Origin of the sequence: Rhizobium sp. IBUN, assembly GCF_000510625.1 — a bacterium.
GTDB lineage: Bacteria > Pseudomonadota > Alphaproteobacteria > Rhizobiales > Rhizobiaceae > Rhizobium > Rhizobium altiplani.
Genome location: NZ_AZNV01000001.1, coordinates 196,759 through 220,261, shown reverse-complemented (window position 1 = coordinate 220,261; position 23,503 = coordinate 196,759). Strand labels below are relative to the sequence as shown.

At 61.9% G+C, this 23,503-nt stretch carries 17 protein-coding genes and 1 pseudogene; 13 read left to right on the top strand and 5 right to left on the bottom strand.

The window, feature by feature from the left end; translation table 11 throughout:
* Nucleotides 1-134 precede the first annotated feature (134 nt).
* Genes RHIBUN_RS0100955 through RHIBUN_RS0100930 form a run of 6 tightly spaced genes read left to right on the top strand, consistent with a single transcriptional unit; the run spans nucleotide 135 to nucleotide 8,647 of the window.
* Nucleotides 135-1,397 (top strand): nitrate/nitrite transporter, encoded by a 1,263-nt coding sequence (locus tag RHIBUN_RS0100955; protein WP_025658044.1) that lies wholly within the window; start codon nucleotides 135-137, stop codon nucleotides 1,395-1,397.
* A gap of 17 nt (nucleotides 1,398-1,414) precedes the next feature.
* Nucleotides 1,415-3,865 (top strand): nitrite reductase large subunit NirB, encoded by a 2,451-nt coding sequence (gene nirB, locus RHIBUN_RS0100950; RefSeq protein ID WP_018860288.1) that lies wholly within the window; start codon nucleotides 1,415-1,417, stop codon nucleotides 3,863-3,865.
* 4 nt (nucleotides 3,866-3,869) lie between these two features.
* Nucleotides 3,870-4,205, top strand: coding sequence for a nitrite reductase small subunit NirD (nirD, locus tag RHIBUN_RS0100945; RefSeq protein WP_025658043.1), 336 nt, complete (start codon nucleotides 3,870-3,872; stop codon nucleotides 4,203-4,205).
* Nucleotides 4,205-6,862: a nitrate reductase gene (locus RHIBUN_RS0100940; protein ID WP_025658042.1), complete on the top strand. Its 2,658-nt coding sequence runs from the start codon at nucleotides 4,205-4,207 to the stop codon at nucleotides 6,860-6,862. Before nirD ends, RHIBUN_RS0100940 begins: the two co-directional genes overlap by 1 nt.
* Nucleotides 6,834-8,330 carry a siroheme synthase CysG gene (gene cysG / locus RHIBUN_RS0100935; RefSeq protein ID WP_025658041.1) on the top strand — a complete coding sequence of 499 codons (1,497 nt, stop codon included), beginning with the start codon at nucleotides 6,834-6,836 and terminating at the stop codon, nucleotides 8,328-8,330. Before RHIBUN_RS0100940 ends, cysG begins: the two co-directional genes overlap by 29 nt.
* Nucleotides 8,330-8,647 (top strand): hypothetical protein, encoded by a 318-nt coding sequence (locus RHIBUN_RS0100930; protein ID WP_025658040.1) that lies wholly within the window; start codon nucleotides 8,330-8,332, stop codon nucleotides 8,645-8,647. Before cysG ends, RHIBUN_RS0100930 begins: the two co-directional genes overlap by 1 nt.
* Before the next feature lie 7 nt (nucleotides 8,648-8,654).
* Here the strand turns inward: RHIBUN_RS0100930 and RHIBUN_RS0100925 are convergent, their stop codons facing one another.
* From RHIBUN_RS0100925 to RHIBUN_RS0100910, 4 genes are all read right to left on the bottom strand, one after another.
* On the bottom strand, nucleotides 8,655-9,761 hold the full coding sequence (locus RHIBUN_RS0100925) for an HPP family protein (protein ID WP_025658039.1): 1,107 nt from the start codon (nucleotides 9,759-9,761) through the stop codon (nucleotides 8,655-8,657).
* Between the two features lie 59 nt (nucleotides 9,762-9,820).
* Complete coding sequence (locus RHIBUN_RS0100920) at nucleotides 9,821-10,729, bottom strand: LysR substrate-binding domain-containing protein (RefSeq protein ID WP_025658038.1); 909 nt, start codon at nucleotides 10,727-10,729, stop codon at nucleotides 9,821-9,823.
* 170 nt (nucleotides 10,730-10,899) lie between these two features.
* Entirely contained in the window at nucleotides 10,900-12,792 is a 1,893-nt protein-coding gene (locus RHIBUN_RS0100915; protein ID WP_025658037.1) for a DUF882 domain-containing protein, read from the bottom strand.
* Nucleotides 12,793-12,970: 178 nt separating this feature from the next.
* Nucleotides 12,971-14,524 carry a sigma-54 dependent transcriptional regulator gene (locus RHIBUN_RS0100910; RefSeq protein ID WP_025658036.1) on the bottom strand — a complete coding sequence of 518 codons (1,554 nt, stop codon included), beginning with the start codon at nucleotides 14,522-14,524 and terminating at the stop codon, nucleotides 12,971-12,973.
* Between the two features lie 205 nt (nucleotides 14,525-14,729).
* Here RHIBUN_RS0100910 and RHIBUN_RS0100905 point away from each other — a divergent pair, with 205 nt between their 5' ends.
* From RHIBUN_RS0100905 to RHIBUN_RS0100895, 3 genes are read left to right on the top strand one after another with little or no spacing between them, the layout of a single operon-like run.
* Nucleotides 14,730-16,589, top strand: a complete 1,860-nt coding sequence (locus tag RHIBUN_RS0100905) for a M3 family oligoendopeptidase (RefSeq protein WP_156932660.1) — start codon at nucleotides 14,730-14,732, stop codon at nucleotides 16,587-16,589.
* A 21-nt stretch (nucleotides 16,590-16,610) separates the two neighbouring features.
* On the top strand, nucleotides 16,611-17,771 hold the full coding sequence (locus RHIBUN_RS0100900; protein ID WP_025658034.1) for an aminodeoxychorismate synthase component I: 1,161 nt from the start codon (nucleotides 16,611-16,613) through the stop codon (nucleotides 17,769-17,771).
* Complete coding sequence (locus RHIBUN_RS0100895) at nucleotides 17,768-18,394, top strand: aminotransferase class IV family protein (RefSeq protein WP_025658033.1); 627 nt, start codon at nucleotides 17,768-17,770, stop codon at nucleotides 18,392-18,394. The genes RHIBUN_RS0100900 and RHIBUN_RS0100895 overlap by 4 nt, the downstream gene beginning before the upstream one ends.
* Here RHIBUN_RS0100895 and RHIBUN_RS0100890 read toward each other — a convergent pair.
* Nucleotides 18,391-19,299 carry a GGDEF domain-containing protein gene (locus RHIBUN_RS0100890; RefSeq protein ID WP_025658032.1) on the bottom strand — a complete coding sequence of 303 codons (909 nt, stop codon included), beginning with the start codon at nucleotides 19,297-19,299 and terminating at the stop codon, nucleotides 18,391-18,393. The genes RHIBUN_RS0100895 and RHIBUN_RS0100890 overlap by 4 nt on opposite strands.
* 133 nt (nucleotides 19,300-19,432) lie before the next feature.
* Between RHIBUN_RS0100890 and RHIBUN_RS0100885 the strand changes: the two genes are divergently transcribed.
* The 4 genes and pseudogenes from RHIBUN_RS0100885 to RHIBUN_RS0100870 all read left to right on the top strand — a co-directional run bounded on the left by RHIBUN_RS0100885 (nucleotide 19,433) and on the right by RHIBUN_RS0100870 (nucleotide 23,393).
* Nucleotides 19,433-19,717, top strand: coding sequence for a YciI family protein (locus tag RHIBUN_RS0100885; protein ID WP_025658031.1), 285 nt, complete (start codon nucleotides 19,433-19,435; stop codon nucleotides 19,715-19,717).
* Nucleotides 19,718-19,864: 147 nt separating this feature from the next.
* Nucleotides 19,865-20,832: pseudogene (locus RHIBUN_RS32990) on the top strand (MBL fold metallo-hydrolase).
* A 100-nt stretch (nucleotides 20,833-20,932) separates the two neighbouring features.
* A complete protein-coding gene (locus tag RHIBUN_RS0100875) occupies nucleotides 20,933-21,808 on the top strand; it encodes a DUF3445 domain-containing protein (protein WP_025658030.1) in 876 nt (291 codons plus the stop codon).
* Nucleotides 21,809-21,941: 133 nt separating this feature from the next.
* Nucleotides 21,942-23,393, top strand: coding sequence for a homospermidine synthase (locus RHIBUN_RS0100870; protein ID WP_025658029.1), 1,452 nt, complete (start codon nucleotides 21,942-21,944; stop codon nucleotides 23,391-23,393).
* Nucleotides 23,394-23,503 lie beyond the last annotated feature (110 nt).

The following is a 23,503-nucleotide window of genomic DNA, read 5'->3' as shown; positions in this document are numbered from 1 at the left end:
GACGGGCGCCCACAGCAAAGCCGCTGATCAGGATATCTCGCGCACGTCTAGTGAAAGCGCGCCCTGACCAGCGGCTTTTTGTTTTTAACCCCTAGCGATGGATAGGCACGACCTTGTCGGGCCCCGGAGAAGCCATGTCTGTTATCAGGAACACGCAGTCCATGTCCGCCGGCGAACCAGCCAAAGCATTGTGGATGTCCACGATTGCCTTCACCCTCTGTTTTGCCGTCTGGACGATCTTCGCGATCATCGGCATCCGCATCAAACAGGATCTCGGCCTGAACGAAGCCGAGTTCGGATTGCTGGTCGGCACGCCCGTTCTGACCGGTTCGCTTGTCCGTATCGTCCTTGGCATCTGGACCGGCCGTTATGGCGGCCGCCTCGTCTACACGCTCACCATGTTGGCTGCTGCCCTGGCGACCTTCCTCCTCTCCTATGCCCAGACCTACACGCAGATGCTGATCGCCGGCCTCGGCGTCGGCCTTGCCGGCGGCTCCTTCGCAGTCGGCGTCGCCTATGTCTCGCCCTTCTTCCCGCCTCAAAAGCAGGGAACGGCGCTCGGCATCTTCGGTGCCGGCAACGTCGGCGCCGCAGTGACCAAATTCGCGGCACCTTTCGTCTTGATCGCCTGGGGCTGGCAGGCGGTTGCTCAGATCTGGGCGGTCGGCCTGGCATTAATGGCAATCGTCTTCTGGTTCACCACAACGGATGATCCGGCCTTCCGCCTTCGCCGCGAGGGCAAGGTTGCCTCCAAGAGCCTGGCACAGGAATTCGCGCCGCTGAAAAACGTCCAGGTCTGGCGTTTCTCCCTCTACTACTTCTTCGCCTTCGGCGGTTTCGTTGCCCTGTCGCTGTGGCTGCCCCGCTATCTGGTCGGTGTTTACGGCTTCAATCTAGCAACTGCTGGCATGGTCGCAGCCGCTTATTCCATCCCGGGCAGCATCTTTCGTGCGTTCGGCGGTGTTGTCTCCGACAAGAAGGGCGCCCGCAGCGTGATGTATGTGATGTTCGCCGTCGCAGCTGTCGCGACACTCATCCTGTCACTCCCGGCTGCCGGCGCAAGCGCAACGGTCGGCATCACGCCTGCGGTCTTCATCGTCGTCATCTTCGCTCTCGGCTTCGTCATGAGCCTCGGCAAGGCCGCCGTCTACAAGCACATCCCGGCCTACTACCCTGAAAGCGTCGGCGCCGTTGGCGGCATCGTCGGCATGATGGGCGGCCTTGGCGGCTTCATCCTGCCGATCGCCTTCGGCTTTCTCAAGGATATGACCGGCCTCTGGTCGAGCTGCTTCATGCTGCTCTTTGCGATCGTGATCATTTCGCTGGTCTGGATGCACCTGTCGGTCAAGCAACTCGACCGCCGTGGCCTCTCCGCCCAAGCCGTCGCTGCCACCTGATCTGAGGACCTGAAACCATGACTGAGAAGCTTGTCATCATCGGCAACGGCATGGCGCCCGGGCGCATGCTCGAGCACCTGTTCGAAAGGACGCCGGGCCAATATCAGGTCACGATCTTCAACGCCGAGCCGCGCGTCAACTATGACCGCATCATGCTCTCGCCGGTTCTGTCCGGCGAGAAGGACTACGAAGAGATCATCATCCACGGCGATGGATGGTACATCAAGCACGGCATCACCCTCTACAAGGGCCACAAGATCATCAAGATCGACCGTGCGGCCAAGACGGTCACATCGGATCACGGCGTCACGGAAAGCTACGACAAGCTGGTGATCGCCACCGGCTCCGTGCCCTTCATCATTCCCGTGCCCGGCAAGGATCTGCCCGGCGTCATCACCTATCGCGACCTCGACGACGTGCAGGCGATGCTGCTCGCCGCCCAGTCTCGCGAGAAAGCGATCGTCATCGGCGGCGGCCTGCTCGGCCTTGAAGCGGCGGCCGGCCTTGCCTCTCGCGGCATGGACGTCACTGTCCTGCATGTCATGCCGACACTGATGGAGCGCCAGCTCGATCCTGCTGCCGGCTATCTCCTGCAGAAGGCCGTGGAAGAGCGAGGCATCAAGGTCATCTGCAAGGCCAATACCAAGGCCATCATCGGTAACGGCAAGGTCGAGGGCATCGAGCTCGACGACGGCCGTATCATTCCGGCGACCCTCGTCGTCATGGCGGTCGGCATCCGCCCGAGCGTTGGGCTCGCCAAGGACGCCGGCATTGCCGTCAACCGCGGCATCGTCGTCGATGACGGCATGCTAACCTCGGACGGCAGCATCATGGCGCTCGGCGAATGCGCCGAAGTCGGCGGCATGGTCTACGGCCTTGTCGCTCCGCTTTACGAGATGGCCCGCGTCGCCGCCTCGCATCTATCCGGCGACCGTTCCGCTGCCTTCGTGCATTCCGACACGCCGACCAAGCTCAAAGTGACAGGCATCGAGCTCTTCTCGCTCGGTGACTTCGCCGATGGCGACGACCGAGAGGAAATCGTGCTGCGCGACGCCTCAGCCGGCGTCTATAAGCGCCTCGTGTTGAAGGACAACAGGATCATCGGCACCGTGCTCTACGGCGAAACCGCCGACGGCGCCTGGTTCAACGATCTGAAAAAGAAACAGACCGATATCAAGGAGATGCGCGAAACGCTGATCTTTGGTCAGGCCTACCAGGGAGGGTCGCCGCTGGACCCTATGGCGGCCGTTGCAGCCTTGCCGGATGACGCGGAAATCTGTGGCTGCAACGGCGTATGCAAGGGCAAGATCACGTCGACGATCACGTCCAAAGGCCTGACGTCGCTGGACGACGTGCGCGCCCACACCAAGGCGTCCGCCTCCTGCGGCTCCTGCACCGGCCTCGTTGAAAAGCTGATGACGCTGACGCTTGGCGACAGCTACAACCCGGCCGCCGTCACGCCGATGTGCACCTGCACCGAACTCAGCCATGACGACGTCCGCCGCCTCATCAAGGCCAAGGGTCTGAAGAGCATCCCTGCCGTCATGCAGGAGCTCGAATGGAAGACGTCGTGCGGTTGCGCCAAGTGTCGCCCGGCTCTCAACTACTACCTCGTCTGCGACTGGCCGGACGAATATGCCGACGACTACCAGTCGCGCTTCATCAACGAACGCGTCCACGCCAACATCCAGAAGGACGGCACCTATTCCGTCGTTCCGCGCATGTGGGGCGGCGTGACGAACTCCAACGAACTGCGTGCCATCGCTGATGTCGTCGACAAGTTCGAAATCCCGATGGTGAAGGTGACGGGCGGCCAGCGCATCGACCTGCTCGGCATCGAGAAGGAAGACCTGCCGGCTGTCTGGGCCGATCTCGGCAAGGCAGGATTTGTTTCCGGACAGGCCTATGCCAAGGGCCTGCGCACGGTGAAGACCTGCGTCGGCTCCGATTGGTGCCGCTTCGGCACGCAGGACTCCACCGGCCTCGGCATCCGCATCGAGAAGTTCATGTGGGGCTCCTGGACGCCGGCGAAGCTGAAGCTCGCCGTCTCCGGCTGCCCGCGCAACTGCGCCGAAGCGACCTGCAAGGATATAGGCGTCATCTGCGTCGACTCGGGTTTCGAGATCCACTTCGCCGGCGCCGCCGGCCTCGACATCAAGGGCACGGAGGTCCTCGGCCTCGTCAGGACCGAGGACGAGGCGCTGGAACATATCGTGGCGCTGACACAGATGTATCGCGAGCAGGCCCGCTATCTCGAGCGCATCTACAAGTGGGCAAAGCGCGTCGGCTTGGAGGAAATACGCCGCCAGATCATGGGCGACGCCGACAAGCGCGAGGCTTACTACGATCGCTTCGTCTTCTCCCAGAAATTCGCCCAGGTCGATCCCTGGTCGGAGCGCGTCTCCGGCAAGGACAAGCATGAGTTTAAGCCGATGGCGACCATCGGTTACCCGCAGGCCGCTGAGTAAGGAGATGGATATGAACTGGATTTCAATCGGCGACATCTCCGACATTCCGCTGCGGGGCGCTCGCTGCGTGAAGACACCCCAGGGAAAGATCGCCGTCTTCCGAACGGCCGAAAACGAGGTCTTCGCCATCGAGGACCACTGCCCGCACAAGGGCGGGCCGCTCTCTCAGGGCATCGTCCATGCCAAGGCCGTCACCTGCCCGTTGCACAACTGGGTGATCTCGCTCGAAACCGGCAAGGCGCTCGGCGCCGATGAGGGCGAAGTGCGGACCATTCCCGTCCGCAACGAGGACGGCGCCCTCTACATCGCGCTCGAAAGCCTGATGATGGCAGCCGAATGATGCAGAAAGAGGTCAAGACAACCTGTCCCTATTGCGGTGTCGGCTGCGGCGTCATCGCCAAGCTCGCGGAAGACGGCAAGGTGTCCGTCAAGGGCGACCCGGACCATCCCTCCAACTTCGGGCGGCTGTGCTCGAAGGGCTCGGCGCTCGGAGAAACCGTCGATCTCAACGGGCGCATCCTCCATCCGGAAATTGCGGGGGAGCGGGCAGAATGGGGACAGGCGCTTGACCTCGTCGCGCAACGATTTTCCGATGCCATCGCCGAGCACGGCCCCGATTCCGTTGCTTTCTATGTGTCCGGCCAGCTGCTGACTGAGGACTACTATATCGCCAACAAGCTGATGAAGGGCTTCATCGGTTCGGCCAACATCGACACCAATTCGCGGCTCTGTATGTCGTCCTCCGTCGCCGGTCACCGCCGCGCCTTCGGCTCGGACACAGTGCCGGGTACCTACGAAGACATCGAGCTTGCCGATCTGGTGATCCTCACCGGCTCGAACCTCGCCTGGTGCCACCCGGTCATCTACCAGCGGCTGGCGGCGGCCAAGGCCGCGCGCCCCGGCATGAAGGTCGTCGTCATCGATCCGCGGCGGACGATGACATCAGATATCGCCGACCTGCATCTCGCCATCCGCCCGGACAGCGATGTTGCCCTTTTCGTCGGCCTTTTCGAACACCTGATCGCAAGCAACGCCATCGACCAGAACTACGTCGCCGAACATACCAACGGCTTTGCGGAGGCCTTTACGGCTGCCACAGGCGTCTCCTTCAACGAGGTGCTTGATATGACCGGCCTGCCGGCCATGCAGCTTCGCGAATTCTACCGCCTCTTTGCCACGACCGAGAAGGTCGTCACCTGCTACAGCCAGGGCGTCAACCAGTCCTCATCTGGCACCGACAAGGTCAACGCCATCATCAACTGTCATCTCGCCACCGGCCGCATCGGCCGGCCGGGCATGGGCCCGTTCTCGCTCACCGGCCAGCCGAATGCGATGGGTGGTCGCGAAGTCGGTGGGCTTGCCAACATGCTTGCCGCCCACATGGCCATCGAAAATGCCGAGGACCGCGACCGTGTCCAGCGCTTCTGGAATGCGCCGGCCATTGCGCAAAAGCCGGGCCTGAAGGCCGTCGACATGTTCAGGGCTGTCGCCGACGGCCGCATCAAGGCGCTCTGGATCATGGCGACCAACCCGGTTGTTTCCATGCCGGATGCCGACGCCGTCGAGGCCGCCATCAAGGCTTGTCCCTTCGTCGTGGTCTCCGATGTCCTGAAAAGCACAGACACCGCCCGTCACGCCCATGTCCTTCTGCCCTCGCTCGGCTGGGGTGAGAAGAGCGGCACTGTCACCAACTCCGAGCGCCGCATCTCCCGCCAGCGCCCCTTCCTCGATGCACCGGGAGAGGCCCGCGCCGACTGGTGGCAGCTTGCCGAAGTGGCGCGTCGCATGGATTTTGCCCAAGCCTTCGACTTCAGCTCCAATGCCGAAATCTTCGACGAGCACGCCGCTCTCTCCGCCTTCGAGAACAACGGTCGTCGCGACTTTGATATCGGCGCATACGTCGGCTTGAACCATCAGTCGTACGACGAACTCCCCCCTTTCCAGTGGCCACAGCCCGCAGGCCACAACGCGACCGAGACCCGCTTCTTCGCCAAGGGCGGCTTCTACCACGCCGACGGCAAGGCACGTTTCATCGCCGTCGAACCGGTCGCCTCGGATCGCACCAGCGCCGACTATCCCTTCACACTGAACACCGGCCGTATCCGCGACCAGTGGCACACGATGACCCGGACGGGCAAAAGTGCGCGGCTCTCCTCGCACATCGCCGAGCCCTTCGCAGAGCTTCATCCGCGCGACGCCATCGAGATCCGCGTCGGCAATGCCGGCCTCGTCGAAATCGAAAGCCCTCACGGCAAAGCCGTGGTTCGGGCCCTGATCACCGAGCGCCAGGCGCGCGGCAGCATTTTCGTACCGATGCACTGGAACGATCAGTTCGCCGCGAAGGCACGCATCGACGCCGTCGTCGCACCCTTGACCGACGCAATCTCCGGCCAGCCGGCATCGAAGAATGGTGCGGTTGCTGCTCGACGCTTCAAAGCGGCGCGCTACGGCTTTGCCGTTTCCGCAGCCAAGCCTGATCACCTCGATGCCGCCTATTGGGCGCTGGCAAAGGCCGAAGGCGGCTGGCGAGTGGAGCTCGCCTTCGACCAGCCGGTCGAGGACTGGTGCACGTGGTGCCGCAGCACCTTCGCTATTCCCGAGGGCGTCGAGCCGCTTGGTTACGCCGACCAGCAATCCGGCGATCTGAGGCTTGCCTTCTTTGGCGGCCAGCGACTGCTTGCCGCCTTGTTCCTGGCGCGCGAACCGGTGGCTGTTGCGCGCAACTGGGCGATCTCGCAGCTCACCGCCGAGCACACCAATCTGCGCAAGCGCTTCGCTCTCGTTGCCGGTCGCCCGGGCGCAGACAAGCCCGATCCGGGTGCCACCGTCTGCTCCTGCTTCGGCGTCGGCGTCAACCAGATCGTCGCCGCTGTACGCGGCAGCTGCCACAGCGTCGAAGCCGTCGGCAAGGAACTCAATGCCGGAACCAACTGCGGCTCGTGCCGCGCCGAAATCAGGGGGATCATCGATGGATGTCTTGCAGCAGCCGCGGAATGAAGCACCCGCCCGCATGGAACCGCTTGCCAAGCTGCCGGTGTTCTGGGCACTTGAATCCAAGCGCGTGATCGTCGCCGGCGGATCCGATGCCGCCGCCTGGAAAGCCGAGCTTCTCGCTGCCTGCGGCGCGCAGGTGCATGTCTACGCCGACGCGCTTTCCGACACTTTCGAGAAGCTGATCTCGCGCGGCGCCGAGCATCCTCGGGGCAGTTTCGTCCGTCACTGCCATGGATGGAATGAAACCATCTTCGCCGCCGCGGCCATCGCCATCGCCGACTGTGAGGAAGAGGACGAGGCGAAAGCCTTCTTCGACGCCGCCCGCATGGCCGGCGTCCCAGTCAACGTCATAGACAAGCCTGTCTTCTGCCAGTTCCAGTTCGGCTCCATCGTCAATCGCTCACCCGTCGTCGTCTCGATCTCGACGGATGGCGCCGCCCCGATCCTCGCCCAGGCGATCCGGCGTCGCATCGAGACATTGCTGCCTTGGACACTGAAGGGTTGGGCTGAACTCGCTCAGACATTGCGCGACCGGGTCAATGAACGACTGACTCCCGGCCCGCTCCGCCGCGCCTTTTGGGAGCGATTTGTCGATCGCGCCTTTTCAAGTTCGGATACGCCGGAGGAGGGCGTCGGCGGGCTGCTTCTCGAGGAGGCCGACAGGCTTCGGGAAGCGCCCGCCCACTGCTCGCGCGGTCGCGTGACGCTGGTCGGCGCCGGCCCGGGTGATGCGGAGCTTCTGACGTTGAAGGCCGTCCGCGCCCTGCAAGCCGCGGACGTGATCCTCTTCGACGACCTGGTTTCTTCAGAGGTTCTGGAGCTTGCCCGGCGAGAAGCCAAGCGCATGTTGGTTGGCAAGCGCGGTGGCCGCACAAGCTGCCGCCAGGAAGACATCAACGCCATGATGGTGAAGCTCGCCAAATCAGGCAAGCGGGTCGTACGGCTGAAGTCCGGCGATCCGATGATCTTCGGCCGCGCCGGCGAAGAGATTGCCCATCTCGATCGCGAAAACATCCCCGTCGATGTCATCCCCGGCATAACAGCTGCAAGCGCCATGGCGTCCCGCCTCGGGATTTCGCTGACGCATCGCAACCATGCCCAATCCGTCCGCTTCATCACCGGCCATTCTCGTCATGGCGGCCTGCCGATCGATGTCGACTGGGCCGCTGTCGCCGATCCGCACACCACAGCTGTCTTCTACATGGGTGGCAGGACGGCACCGCTCATCGCCGACCGGTTGATCGAGGAAGGCCTGCCGCCGGAAACGCCGGCCATCATCATCAGCGACGTGAGCCGTTCGACCGAACGTGACTGGAGCGGCACGCTCGCAACCATCCCTGAGGGAATTGCGGCGATCGGCTACGACAATCCGGTACTGATTGCGGTCGGCACTGCGCTTGCAGCACGCCTGAACGTTCGCGACACGAACGGTTTCGACGGTTATCATCGTTTGGTCAGGGGTGCGCGCTGATGCAGCTCCACACGATCGCCCCCGCCCTCCTCGTTCTTGCCATTGCCTTGAGCTGGCCGCCCTTCAGCAGCATCTTTCGCGGCGAAACACAGGCCGCGGTGGCAACTGCGCCGCTGACCATGATCGCCAGCGCCGTCAGCCTTTCCGCTCTCGGATTGGCCTTCGCCGGCAACGGACCATGGCTCGGCATGCTGATCGCGGCGCTAGGCCTGCTTCTCGGCCGGACGATGCGCACGCCGGCGCCGCCGTTTGCCATCTCGCTTTCCGCGCTTAGTCTGGCCGCATATCTGCAGTTCGGACCGCCCACTCTCTTCTAGCCGAAATTCAGGCCGCGATCCGCGCCGTCCGTTCCGGCAGCATGTGGGCCGTGGCGCTTAGCAGGTCCGTCTGCGAGATGAGCCCGACGACATGGCCGGTGGGATCGACGATGACAACGGCGTGGGTGCGCCCGTCCGTCAAGACGGGCAACAGACTGACGGCCGGCGCATCCGGAGGAGCGGTTGCCGCCGTCACGATATGGCCGGCAACCTGCTCGGCCTGCATCAATTCGCGCAGCCCGACCGTGCCGATCAATCGCCCACTGCCATCCTTAACGGGCAGCGTGCGGATGTTGTGCTTCAAAAGCAGCGCGCGCGCATCCTCCGCCGTGGCGTTCTCCCCGACCGCAATCACATCACGCGACATGATGTCGGCGCAGCTGACGGTGCCATGGGAACGAACGGCAGCCTCCACCTCGACCTGCCGCAGCAAGCGGCTCAGGTCGCCGCGGTCGATATCGAACGTTTCCTCGAACTTCGCCAGCGCCGCGTCGACGTCTTCCTCGCGGAAGCCTATCCGTGTCACGGACGGCGGATCGATCGTCTGATGCGTATTGACCGGCGCCGGCACGGCGACGTGCGGATAGTTTCGCCGTCCCAGTTTATGGAAAACAATGCCGAGCGCCACCAGGATGCAGGAATTCAGCGCCACCGGCACAAAGGGGAAAAGCAGCCCCCAGCTCGCTACCGCCGGGCCGCCCAGCACGGCGGTCAGCGCCGCGGCGCCACCCGGCGGGTGAAGGCAGCGGGTGAACGACATTGCGCCGATCGCCAACGAGACGCCGACGCCGATCGCGATGATCGGTTCATGAATGAAGTGCGCGGCGAGAATGCCCATCATCGCCGAAATCGTGTTACCGCCGATGATCGACCAGGGCTGTGCCAGCGGACTTGCCGGCACGGCGAAAAGCAGCACGGCCGAAGCCCCCATCGGCGCGACGATTAGCGGCAGGTGCGGGCCCTGGCCGAAGAAGTAGCCACAGACCATGCCTGTCAGCGCGATCGCAATCAGCGCGCCAAGGCAGGCAAGCATGCGCTCACGGAGCGTGGCGCCGGCGAGGATCGGCGAAAACAAGCGGCGGCCGAGGGCCTTGGGAGTGCTGGAATCTGACATGACGAACCGACAGTTTGTGAAACGAAGCGTGCGGGTTGCAAGAAGGTTGCGCGCAGAGGTCAGCCGCTTGGAGGTGAGAGACCGTCCCTGCCCCTCGAGGCAATGAGGACATCGTGAAAAGCCTCGAACGCGTCCGATCGGTCACCCTTGCGGCGAACGAGAAATGTCTCCACTGCGCCAATCTCGCGGGTGACGATATCGGCCGGCCAGCGCAGAAGGTCGTAGACGGAGCGCGGCATGACGCCGAAGGCGTTGCCGGCGACAATGCTGGCGAGGATCGCATGATAGGAGCCGAGCTCGAGCGTGCGCGGCGAAGCGGCGGCCTCAGCCCACTCCTCGGCCATGCGCCGATAGGTGCAGCCTGGTTCCATCACGGCGAGCGTCCCGACACGCAGATCGGCTGCGGCTTTCACCTCGGGATGCTTCGGCGGAAGGACGAGGATCAGACCCTCGAGATAGATCCGCCGCGCTTCAAACCGGCCGAGGTCGAGATCGGCATAGCGCGTCTCGTCCAGCGATGTCGGCGGCGGCCGCGCGATCAACGCGCAATCCAGCTCTTCGGCGAGCACGCTCTGCATGAGCTCCCGTGTCGCCCCCATCGTCAATTGCAGGGAAACGTCGGGCCACAGCGACCCGAACCGCCTGATAACGTCGGGGAGTCGGCTCGCGGCCGTGCTTTCCATCGTTCCGACGCGCATCACGCCCGATGCAGCCAGCGGCCGCACGGCCTGCTTTGCTTCCACGGCCAGATCGGCAAGACGTGTCGCATAGGATAGAAAGATCGTGCCTTCGCGCGTCAACGACATCTTTTTGCCGTCTCGAGAAAACAGCGCCACCCCAAGATCCTCTTCGAGCTGCTGGACGCGCGTCGTGACGCTCGACGGCACACGCCCCACTGCGGCCGCCGCCCTCGTGACGCTGGAATGCGCCGCGACTGCCTTGAAGATTTCAATTGACGACAGATCCATATATTCGCTCGAAAAGAATACGGGAGGCGCTTTATTCTCTAAATGGAAACGAAAATCAACCGCTCTTTCTGGGATGTGACCGCGTTGCCCGATTTTCCCGCCCCGGCTCGGAAAACAAAAGAGCCGCCGGATTGCTCCGACGGCTCTTCGAAATTCTTGTTCTGTCCGACTTAGTTCGAGTCGAACTTCCGCACTTCCATGAAGTTGACCGCAGTGCCGCTGAAGCGGCCCGGATCGATGGAGGCTGTCTTCGTGAAGCCCTCGGCATAGACCGCCGTCGGCTGGGCACGAAGCGTCTGGCTGACGAAGCGCGGCGCCTTGACCGGCTTGGTGACCATTTCCATGCGGGCATTGGTGAGCGCCCACTGCGAGATGATCTTCTGCGTCAGCTTCGGCTCGGTGCGAACCGTTGCGCGGCTGGCGTCGGCCTCTGCCGCCTCATGCTTCGTCGGGCGGCCGCCCTTGGTCGGCAGGCCCTGCGACAGTCCATTCGCATCGGTCGGCTTCGGTGCATCGAACGCATCGCCGAAGCTTGCGGACTTCGTCGCCGGCATCAGAGCGGCAAGCTGCAATTGCGGCCTTTCGCCCGGAACCTTTTGCGGCATTGCCGCGTTAATAGCCTGCTCGACGCTCGTGACCGGCGCCTGGTTGGATGCGACTTGACGATCGCCATCAACATTTTGCTGGTCGAGGGCATCGGCAACGGCCGGAGAAAGCGTATCTTCCTGGTCCACCATGTCGTCCTCAGCTTCGGCATCGGCACTCGCCGCGGCCAGAAGCTTCTCGGCAAGCGCCGGTCGTTCACCCGGCGTCGGAACCTCTGCGAGATTCCCCGTCATCGCAGATGGATTAGCCGAGGCGACTTCCGCGTCTCCTGGAGAGCGGCGCGGTCCGAGTAGGGAAGGAACCGGTACGCTGTAGGCGCTGAGATCCGCGAACTGCTGCTGACCTTGCTCGGTCACAGCGGAAAGGGCTTGCTGCGCTGCATTTCCGGATTGCGGAGCGACGAGGGCGCTGGCCATCTCGCTACCGCCTGGCTGATTGGCGAACGCCGGACGCACCTGCGGAATCGGCGCGTTTACACTTGCGACTTCAGTAGCCTGCGCGGGCGCTTGCTCGCCGGGATTGGCGGCGTTCGGCATGTTAGCCGCTGGCGGCGTCGCCTTCGCGACCGCCACTGCTGCGCTGCTATCATCATCGGAGCTGTCTTCGGCCTCGTCGGCGCCGCCTCCAAACAGGGCTGCAAACAGCGTCTTATGCTTTGGCTGATCGCCGACCGACGAGCCCGAATAGGCGCCGGAGCTTGCCATCTGCACCTGCGTCGAGCTCACGCGACGCTTGTAATCGGCCACCGCCTGCTCGTAGCCCGGCAGCGGACGGCCATCCGATGGGATGTGCATCGTGTTGCCGTTGGGGAAGAGCCGGACCAGTTCTTCGCGGCTCATGCGCGGCCAGGCGCGGACGCCGCCGACGTCCATGTGGACGAAGGGAGAGCCGGATTTCGGATAGAATCCAACGCCGCCGACCTGCATTTTCATGCCGATACCGCGCAAAGTAGCCAGTTTGACGTCGGGAATGAAGAAATCCATCGCCTTGCCAAGCATATGCTGGCTCTTCTCGGCGACGCCGGAATTGCGCGAACGCGACTTCAGCATGGCGTTGGTGGCCGGAGAACGGAAGCCGCAGACGACGTTGATGTAGTCGCGCGAGCCGCTCTGACGGTAGACTTCCCAGATGAGGTCGAAAAGGCGCGGGTCCATGTTCGTCGGCTGGTTCTTACGCCAGTCGCGAAGGAACCGGTTCAGTTGCTGGAGACCCTTCGGGTCGAACCGGCCGTTGCGCTTGTAGGTGATGACGGCTTTTTCGCCGGTATGGACGAAATAGAGTTTGAGACTACGCGTTTCGCCTGCCGCCTCGGAAGGCGAACTGACTAGAACAGGCGACGAAACGGCGAGTGCGAGAAGGGCGGCCATAGCCGTCCTAAACACCTTTCCGCAAAGGCCCGTGGACCTAGTGCGCCAGTTCAAGCGCGAAGGTCTCGTATTCCGATTCAGATCCGGCAACTCAATCCCCGTCAGACAGCCGATGGTCCCTCTTTGACACCGTTGACTGTTAAATGCGGTCACACGATGGCAAAAATGCCACACGCGTTCAACCTTTTCTTTACATAGTGAACAGCCCACTAACAAGTGGTTTATGTTTCGTAACAAAAGATGATTGCCGGAGAGTTAATTAGAAATCCTATGCCGCGTCCTTCAGCGGATTGTCGGGGTCTATGCCGTAATCCTTGAGTTTCCGGTACAATGTGGACCTTCCGATACCCAATTTCCGAGCCACTTGACTCATCTGCCCCCGATAGAATTTAAGGGCGAATCGGATCAGTTCTTCCTCGACATCCGCGAGCTTGCGCACGTCCCCGGCAGGGTTTGTGCTCGCAATTGCGTTGTCGGGCGCCTCCGTGATTCGTGCAACCGCCTCTTCGACGCTGGCCTGATGGGCCGGATAGTCGGTGGCTGAAAAGTCGTTTTGTCGATCGACACGCGTGTTGTCGGCGACCAGCGCCAAATGATCAACGACCTCGTATTCGGGCAGCTGTGCCGCAATCTGCGGGAAATCCGCTTCGGTCAGCTCACCGCCTTCGGCGAGGACCACCGCGCGGAAGATCGCGTTCTCGAGCTGGCGGATATTGCCCGGCCAGTCATAGGCTGTGAGCAAAGCCAATGCACCGGAGCTAACCGACATACGATGGCCGTTCTTCTGCTCGCTCGAGAAGCGCTCGGTGAAGACGCGCACGAGATGCGGAATGTCTTCCTTTCGCTTGCGGAGCGCGGGAATGGTGATCGGGAAGACATTCAGGCGATAGTAGAGGTCCTCGCGGAAGTGGCCGTTCTTGACCTCTTCGATCAGATCCTTGTTGGTCGCCGAAATCAGCCGGACATTGACTTTGTGCGCAGTGCGGGCGCCAACGGTCTCAATTTCCCCCTGCTGGACGGCGCGCAGCAGCTTGACCTGAACCTCGAGCGGCAGGTCGCCGATCTCATCGAGGAAGATGGTGCCGCCATCGGCTTCCATGAACTTGCCGATATGCTTTTCGGTGGCACCGGTGAAGGCGCCCTTTTCGTGGCCGAAGAGAATGCTTTCGACCAGATTGTGCGGAATGGCGCCGCAATTGACCGTGACGAATGGCTTGCCGGAACGGTCGCTGCCGGACTGGATCGCACGGGCGACCAGTTCCTTGCCGACGCCGGACTCGCCTTCAAGCACGACAGGAATGTTCGACTGCGCTGCGCGCTGCGCCAGATCGATGACGCGGAGCATTGCCGGGCTGGCCGAAACGATGTCATCGAAGCCGACGGCGCCGGAGCGCGATCGGCGGCCGGCTCGTGCCTTGACCTCGCGCTGGTCGAGCTTCAGGGCGTTGGAGATCGAATTGGCAATCCGCTCCGGAGAGACCGGCTTGACGACGAAATCGAAGGCGCCGGCGCGCATTGCCTGCACCACGGTCTCGATACCGCCCTGCCCTGTCTGGACAATCACCGGAACATGCGTGCCGAATTCGTGCAGTGCCTCGAGGAATTCGAGGCCCGTCATCTCCGGCATCATCAGGTCGAGAACGATGACATTGTAGAGGCCGCTGCCTCTCTTCACCATCTCCAGCCCGATCCGGCCGTTTTCCGCCTGATGGACGACGTGGCCGTGACGCTCTATCGCGTTCTTGAGCAGTCGACGCTGGATCGGGTCGTCCTCGACGACGAGTATCTGCGCTGCACCCTTGAGCTCATGGTAACCGGTCATTGCTGCCTCACTTCATGCGAAACCTGAGAGGCACTTTGGCAGAAAGGCTTGAACATCCAGTTTTGAGAAACAATTGCATTTTAACGTTTGTGACGAGGCCGAATCCGACCCGAAACGGAGCTTGTGGGCAGGCGAAAGCCCCTTGATGCCAAGCCTTTAGCGGCATAGACAGTCAAGCCTGTCGCAAAAGAGGAAGAGGACCCCGATGATGAAAAACACGCTCTCCGGCACCGCCATTAATTTTTCGGCAAGTTCTGCTGCCTCCGCGACCGACGCCGCTCTGGGCGAACTGCCGACTTGGAAGCTGCAGGATCTCTACCCCTCCGCAACGTCCACGGCCTTTACCGCCGACATGGAGAAGGCCGGCAGACAGGCAATCGCCTTCGAAGAGAAGTGGAAGGGCAAGCTTGCCGATGCCGCGACAAAAAAAGGCGCCGAGGGCATCGGTCAGGCACTGAAGGAGTATGAGGCGCTGGACGACATTATCGGGCGCCTCGGCTCCTTTGCCGGCCTTACTTATTTCTCCGACACATCGAACCCGGTGAACGGCAAGCTCTATGGTGACGCCCAGACAAAGATCACCGAATTCTCCAGCCATCTGTTGTTTTTCGCGCTTGAACTCAATCGCATCGACGACGCCGTCATCAATGCCTGCATGGCAAACGACCCGGATGCCGGCCACTACCGACCCTGGCTCATCGACCTGCGCAAGGACAAGCCCTTTCAGCTGGAAGACAAGCTCGAACAGCTGTTCCTAGAAAAATCGATGACCTCGGCGGCTGCCTTCAACCGCCTGTTCGACGAGACGATGGCGGACCTGCGCTTCGAGGTCGACGGCGAGAAGCTGCCGCTCGAAGTCACGCTGAACATGCTGCAGGAAAAGGATCCTGAGGTTCGCCATAAGGCTGCGATGGCGCTGGCGAAGACCTTCAAGGAAAACCTGCGCATCTTCGCGCTGATCACCAACACGCTCGCCAAGGATAAGGACATCTCGGACCGCTGGCGCGGCTTCGAGGACATTGCTGACAGCAGGCATCTTGCCAACCGTGTCGAGCGCGAGGTGGTCGACGCGCTGGCGGCTGCCGTCAAGGAAGCCTATCCCCGCCTCTCGCACCGATACTACAAGATGAAGGCAAAATGGCTCGGCATGGACCAAATGAACTTCTGGGACCGCAACGCACCGCTGCCGGAAACCTCCAATGCCGTGATTTCCTGGAACCAGGCGAAGGACACGGTGCTGTCGGCCTATGACGACTTTGCGCCGGAGATGGCCGCAATCGCCAAGCGCTTCTTCGACGAGCAGTGGATCGACGCCCCCGTCCGCCCCGGCAAGGCGCCCGGCGCCTTCGCGCACCCGACCGTTCCGTCGGCGCACCCCTATGTGCTCGTCAACTATCTCGGCAAGCCGCGCGACGTGATGACGCTCGCCCACGAGCTTGGCCATGGCGTCCATCAGGTTCTGGCCGGCGCCCAGGGCGCGCTTATGTGCCAGACGCCGCTGACGCTTGCCGAAACCGCATCCGTCTTCGGCGAAATGCTGACTTTCCGCGCCCTTCTCGACAAGACCAAGGACAAGCGTGAGCGCAAGGCGATGCTTGCCCAGAAGGTCGAGGACATGATCAATACGGTCGTGCGCCAAATCGCCTTCTACGAGTTCGAGCGCAAAGTCCACACCGCCCGCAAGGCCGGCGAACTGACATCGGATGATATCGGAGACCTCTGGCTCTCAGTGCAGTCCGAAAGCCTCGGGCCGGCGATCAAGATCTCGGAAGGCTACGAGACCTACTGGGCTTATATCCCGCACTTCATCCACTCGCCCTTCTACGTCTACGCCTACGCCTTCGGCGATTGCCTGGTGAACTCGCTCTATGCCGTCTACCAGAAGGCCGACAAGGGCTTTCAGGAGAAGTATTTCGAGCTTCTGAAGGCGGGCGGCACCAAGCATCATTCGGAGCTTTTGAAGCCATTCGGCCTCGACGCCACCGATCCGTCGTTCTGGAGCAAGGGGTTGTCGATGATCGAAGGGCTGATCGACGAATTGGAAGCGCTTGATAAGAGCGCATAAGCTCTCGATCCAAAGGCAGGCATGACCAAGGCTGAACGCTACGTTCTGTTCCGGGATGACACGACCGGGCAAGTGATGCTCTTTTCCGATCCGTCGGAGATCATCATTGCCCGGACGCGCGCCGAGTTCCTTGCGGGCCTTGCCCGTATGGAAGAGGCAAAAGCGGCTGGCAAATGGCTGGCGGGCTACATGGCTTATGAAGCCGGCTACCTCTTCGAGGAAAAGCTCGCCGCTTTCCTGCCTGAAGGCCGGGAGACCCCGCTGCTCGCCTTCGGCGTCTTCGATACTCCCGAAGCCGGTACCCATCCTCTCGCGCAGCAGACACACCGCAGCGAAAACGACGAATTCCTGAGCGAGCCCAAGGCCGGTTGGGACTTTGCTCGATATAAAGAGCGATTCGATCGCCTGCATTGGCACCTACGTCAGGGCGATTGCTACCAGGCAAACCTCACCATGCCGATCACCGCCCGCTGGTCCGGCGATCCGCGCGCCGCCTTCTGGTCGCTGATTTCGAGGCAGCCTGTGAAATACGGCGCGCTGGTCGATCTCGGCGGCCCCATCCTGCTTTCACGCTCGCCCGAGCTCTTCTTCCGCACCGACGAAGAGGGCTGGATCGAAACACATCCGATGAAGGGAACGGCAAAACGCGGGGCCGATGATACCGAGGACGCGGCAATCGTCGCCGCGATGCGCGACGACATAAAGACGCAAGCCGAAAACCGCATGATCGTCGATCTGCTGCGCAACGACATCTCGCGCATCACGGAGGTCGGCACCCTGGATGTCCCGAAACTCTTCGACATCGAGACCTATCCGACCGTCCACCAGATGGTCAGCCACGTGCAGGCGAAACTCCTTCCGAATCTGACCATTCGCGATATCTTCGCTGCCCTCTTTCCCTGCGGATCGATCACCGGCGCCCCAAAACTCAGTGCCATGCAGATCCTGCACGCGCTGGAAGACACACCGCGCGACGCCTATTGCGGCGCGATCGGCTTGATTGCGCCCGGCGGCGGCATGCGCTTCTCTGTGGCGATCCGCACCATTAGCCTCTTTTCCGATGGCAAGGCGGTCTTCAACGTCGGCGGCGGCATCGTCTTTGATTCCACCGCCGAAGCCGAATACGAGGAGTGCCTGCTGAAAGCGCGGTTTGCGATCGGCGATCAGGAGATCGCGCGATGAACGACTTCTCGCTGCTCGAAACACTGCGATGGGAACCCGAAGCCGGTTTCGTCAGGCTGCGCCTGCACCTGGCGCGCCTCTCCCGCTCCGCGCGCCGCATCGGCTTTCCAGACCCCACGGATGCTGCCGCGAAACTGAAAGAAGCGGTTAGCAGCGCCACAACGGCACGGCGAACGCGTCTGACGCTCGACCGGCTGGGGCAGATCGAGGTCACCACGGCTCCCTTCGCGCCGATACCAGAAGGCACCACATGGAAGGTCCGGATTGCCGAAACCCGTCTCGATTCCGCCGACAAATTGCTGCGGATGAAAACGACGCGCCGTGGTGTCTACGAGACCGCACGCGCCGAATATCCGTCGTCCGAAGTTGACGAAGTTCTGCTTCTGAACGAGCGCGGCGAGGTCTGCGAAGGCACCATCACCTCAGTCTTTCTCGACGACGGATCAGGCGTGTTGCGCACGCCGCCAATCTCCTGCGGCCTGCTCGCCGGCGTCTTGCGCACCGAGTTGATCTGCCAGCGCAAGGCGCGGGTTGGACGCATCTCTGTCCACGATCTGACAGCCGGAACACTCTATATGGGTAATTCGTTGCGCGGACTGATACCGGCCCGCCTCCTCAGCTAGGCCACGATCTTCAACCGATCGCGGCCGCTTTGCTTGGCGTGATACAGGGCTTCGTCGGCGCGGGCATAGACCTCGCGCGCCGTCTCTCCTGGCCGCAACTCCGCCAACCCTGCAGAGCAGGTGTAAGAGAAGGCCGGTGCGGTGGGTATCGGACGCGCGCCGCGCACCATTCCGATGAGGCGTTCTATGATCAGTTCGGCCTGCGCCAGGGTCGTATCCGGCAGGATCAACATGAATTCCTCGCCGCCGATCCGCCCGAAGCTGTCACGTCGGCGGATAACCGGCTGCACGCGGCGTGAGAAATCAATCAGCACATCGTCGCCGAACTGGTGGCCATAGATGTCATTGATGCGCTTGAAGAAATCAAGGTCGATGATGCAGATGCAGCCCACAGTGCCGGGATTGGCAGAGGCCTGCCCCGCGATCAGGCTCTCCAGCGCCGCCATCATGAAGCGACGGTTGGAAATACTGGTCAACTCATCCGTCTGCGAGGCCCGCAGCGCAAAGTCGCGGTCCTGCCGTACGTCTCGCCCGCTTTGCTTCAGAGAGGTGATGTCGCTGGCAACACAAAGCATCCAGCCGTCTTTCTGCACGGTCTCGGTCATCCAGAACCAGCGACCGTCGACGACGTCGGTTTCGAACGCCCTGAACGGCAGCTTGCCCCGGCGCGATTGCGCGGAAACGAGCCAAGTCTCGAAATCAGCAGTGCGAATGATCGTCCCCTTGCCCGCCTTCGTATTGCGCCGCATGAGTTCCGACCACAAGGGAGTCTCGTCCGGTTCAATGGCGAAAGTCGAACGAAAGGCAGCATTTGCATAGCGCAACCGGTCTTCCTGATCGTAAACTGCGATCAGGACCGCGCTTTCTTCCTGCAATTCGGCAAACCGCTCAGATATCTGGTTCATCCAATTGTTCCGGGGCACGCTGCAAACAATGGTTCGCACTTTGGCGCAGAGCTCAAAAAAGAAGATGGATGGCTCGGCGCCGATTGAATATTCACATGCATCGGAACACAACACCCCGAAAGGAAATTCTGCGATGTTCATCCTCGCCCTGACCTATGTGAAGCCGAGCGAGGAAGCCGACAGGCATATGGAGCCGCATATGGCCTGGGTCAAGGAAGGCTATGCAAAAGGCTGGTTCATCGCCTCCGGCCGCAAGGTGCCGCGAACTGGCGGCGTGGTGCTCGCGGTCGGTCAGCATGCCGAAATCGAGGCCTACGTCGCAAAAGATCCCTTCACGGTGCATGGCATCGCCGAATACGAGATCACCGAGGTCGCCATCACCACGACTATCGAGGGATTGGATATTTTAAAGGGCTGATTCACAACCGGCGCACCGCCAATTCACTGTGCTCTACTTGGAGCACGGGCCGCCCCAAACTTAGGTGTACCTCGACCGCCAAAACGCTTCACTAGAGTCCGCATGGTCCGTTGCCCATATGTCTCTCACGAAAGACAGGAGCGCATTATGTCACAGGCTGAAGCAAAACGCGGTACGATGGGTCAGCAGAAGTCAGGTATGACCCAGAACAACACCTCACAGCCCGGCAGATTGCGGCCCGAAGAGTTGGTCCCGTCGCGCTACGCGGTCCGGGTCGGTGAGATTGACGTGCTGGTGGTCAGCGATGGGGTACTGCCGCTTCCAACCGCGATGTTGGGACATAACGCCGACCCGACCGCCCGGGCGGCCTGGCTTAAGGACATGTTCCTGCCGCCGGACGCTTTCGACTGGGCGCTGAACGTGGTCGTGGTGCGCAGCGGCGGGCAGACCATACTCATCGACGCTGGGCTGGGGTTTGACCCGAACTTGAACTTGCCGCGGGCAGGGCAGTTGGCCAAGCGACTGGAGGCGGCCGGCATCGATCTTGGATTCGTCACCGACGTCGTGCTGACCCACATGCACATGGACCACGTTGGCGGATTGCTGGTCGACGGAGTGAAAGAGCGGCTGCGGCCGGACCTGCGGATTCACGTGGCGGCCGCCGAGGTCAAATTCTGGGAGTCGCCCGATTTCTCCCGCGTCTCGATGCCGCCGGGGTTCCCGGACGCGCTTCGGGCGGCCGCCAAACGGTTCACGGAAGAATACCGCAGCCATCTGCGGCTGTTCGATGAAGAGCAAGCGGTGGCGCCGGGCGTGGTCGCCACACGTACCGGCGGTCACACCCCTGGGCACAGCGTGGTCCGCGTGGCGTCCGGCAACGACCGGCTGATGTTTGCCGGCGACGCCGTGTTCGCGGTCGGTTCGAACACCCCGACTGGTATAACGGTTTCGAACACGATCCAGAAGAAGCGGCCCGCGTCCGGGTCCGACTTTTGCGGGAGCTGGCGGAGACCGGCGCACAGCTCGTTGCCACGCACCTGCCGTTCCCGTCCGTCGGCCACGTTGCAGTCGAGGGCGACGATTTTCGTTGGGTGCCGGTCTTCTGGGACTACTGAGGGCTTGTCGGGTCAGGGCATGAGCCAAATCTGGCCCCATCCGGACAGTCTGTGGCGGACGGTCTTCCATCGGGGGACACTGGCGGCATAGAGTGCGATCATGACGCCTCTGACCTATACACCCTATGGCGGCTCCGCCCGGCCTTTCACCATCGGTTTGATGCCGCTCGATCCTAGCCGCTGGATCGAGCCGGATGACGATTGGGCCCGCTATGTCGGCGAGAAACGACGCCTGATCGAGACACATCGCGACGAGATCTTCGTTGCCGAGGCGGATACCGCGGAGGCACAGCAGGAGGTCTTCGATTTCCTGCTGGCTTATCTTGCGGAATATCATCCGAAGCTTGCCGACAGCGTTGCCCATGCAACCGAGCGGGATGCACCGCCCCTGCTGCGTGCCGGCCTGCTGGTGCAGGACGATCTCGTCATCATGCGACGCAGGGAAGACGGCTGGCATCTTGTCGCCGGCTTTGTCGCCTTCCCGTCCTCATGGTCGCTGCAGGAGAAGTTCGGTCGCCCGATGCAGGCGATTCACGCCGACGTGCCCGGTTTCGGCGAAGGTACGCGTAACGCGGCACTCATCACCCGCATCTTCGATAACCTGCAGGTTTCGCAACCTGTGGAACGGCTGAACTGGTCCGTGAACGTCACGGATGAACTATTTTTGCCACTTTCCAAACACCGCCGCCCGCCGTCGGCCGACCCGTTCACGCTCGCCGAGCGCTTTGCTCGCGTCGAGCGCCAGACGTTGCACAAACTGCCGAAGTCGGGCGATATTCTGTTCACCATCCGCGTCTATGTCGATCCGATAGCCGCGATCGCCGACCACCCGAATGCCGCCAAACTTGCCGGAAGCTTCGCCGCGCAGCTGGATAGTCTCGATGAGCAGCAGGCGGCCTATAAAGGTCTGATACTGCAGAAGGCCGAACTCGTCGCGAAGCTTCGAGCGCTCGCGGACACCCTCTCTCCCGCCTGAGTTTTATGCTCTCGCTCTTTATTGTGACGCCGTTTTGTGGTTAGAGCCGATAATCTCGCATTCTCTGCGCAATTTCCAGATGAATTCCTAAAGGCCTATCGCCTTCGCCGCCTTCCACAGGAGAAAAGAAAGAATGACGGAACAAACCCACCCGGTATATGCCGAAATTACTGGCCCGATCGTGATGATCGGCTTTGGCTCCATCGGCCGCGGTACCCTGCCGCTGATCGAGCGCCACTTCAAATTCGACAAGAGCCGGATGGTAGTCATCGACCCGCGCGACGACGCAGATCACACCGAAATCATGGCAAAGCATGGCGTGAAGCACATCAAGGCTCATGTCACGAAGGAAAACTACAAGGAACTGCTGAAGCCGCTTCTGACCGAAGGCAGTGGCCAGGGTTTTTGCGTCAATCTCTCCGTCGACACCGGTTCGGTCGACCTGATGAAGCTCTGCCGCAAGCTCGGCGCTCTCTACATCGATACCGTCATCGAGCCCTGGCTCGGTTTCTACTTCGACAAGAGCATGAAGAATGCCGACCGCACCAACTACGCACTGCGTGAAACTCTTCGCAAGGAAAAGGCGAAGAACCCGGGCGGTCCGACTGCTGTCTCCACCTGCGGCGCAAACCCGGGTATGGTTTCGTGGTTCGTCAAGAAGGCGCTCGTCAACCTCGCCAACGATATCGGTGTGAAGTTCGAAGAGCCGGATCAGCACGACCGCGAAGGCTGGGCGAAGCTGATGAAGAAGGTCGGCGTCAAGGGCATCCACATCGCCGAGCGCGACACGCAGCGTACCAAGCATCCGAAGCCGCTTAACGTCTTCTGGAACACCTGGTCGGTTGAAGGCTTCATCTCCGAAGGCTTGCAGCCGGCCGAACTCGGCTGGGGCACCCACGAAAACTGGATGCCGAAGAACGGCAAGAAGCACAAGAAGGGTTGCAAGGCTGGTATCTACCTCGAGCAGCCGGGCGCCAACACTCGCGTCCGCACGTGGTGCCCGACCCCCGGTCCGCAGTACGGCTTCCTCGTAACGCACAACGAGGCGATCTCGATCGCCGACTTCTTCACCGTTCGCGACAAGGACGGCGAAGTCACCTTCCGTCCGACCTGCCACTACGCCTACCATCCGGCGAACGACGCGGTTCTCTCGATGCATGAGATGTTCGGCAACGGCGGCAACCCGCAGCCGGTTCACCACGTTCTCGACGAGGACGAGTTGGAGGACGGCATCGACGAACTCGGCGTCCTGCTCTACGGCCATGAGAAGAACGCTTACTGGTACGGTTCCCGCCTGTCGCTGGAGGAAACGCGCCGCATCGCGCCTTACCAGAACGCGACGGGCATGCAGGTCACCTCCGCCGTTCTCGCCGGCATGGTCTGGGCCCTTGAAAATCCGACGGCCGGTATCGTCGAAGCCGACGAAATCGACTACAAGCGCTGCCTCGAGGTGCAGAGCCGGTACCTCGGCCCGGTCGAAGGCCACTACACCGAGTGGACGCCGCTGGAAGGTCGCCCGGGGCTCTTCCCGGAAGAGATCGACACCAAGGATCCGTGGCAGTTCAAGAACATCCTCGTTTGCTGATGCCAGCCCGAACCGCATTTGAAGATGCCCGCCTTGCGGCGGGCATTTTTGTAACGCCTGCTGTATAAATGCCGTCATGAGACCTTGAAGTCTTGCCTTAACTACCGGCT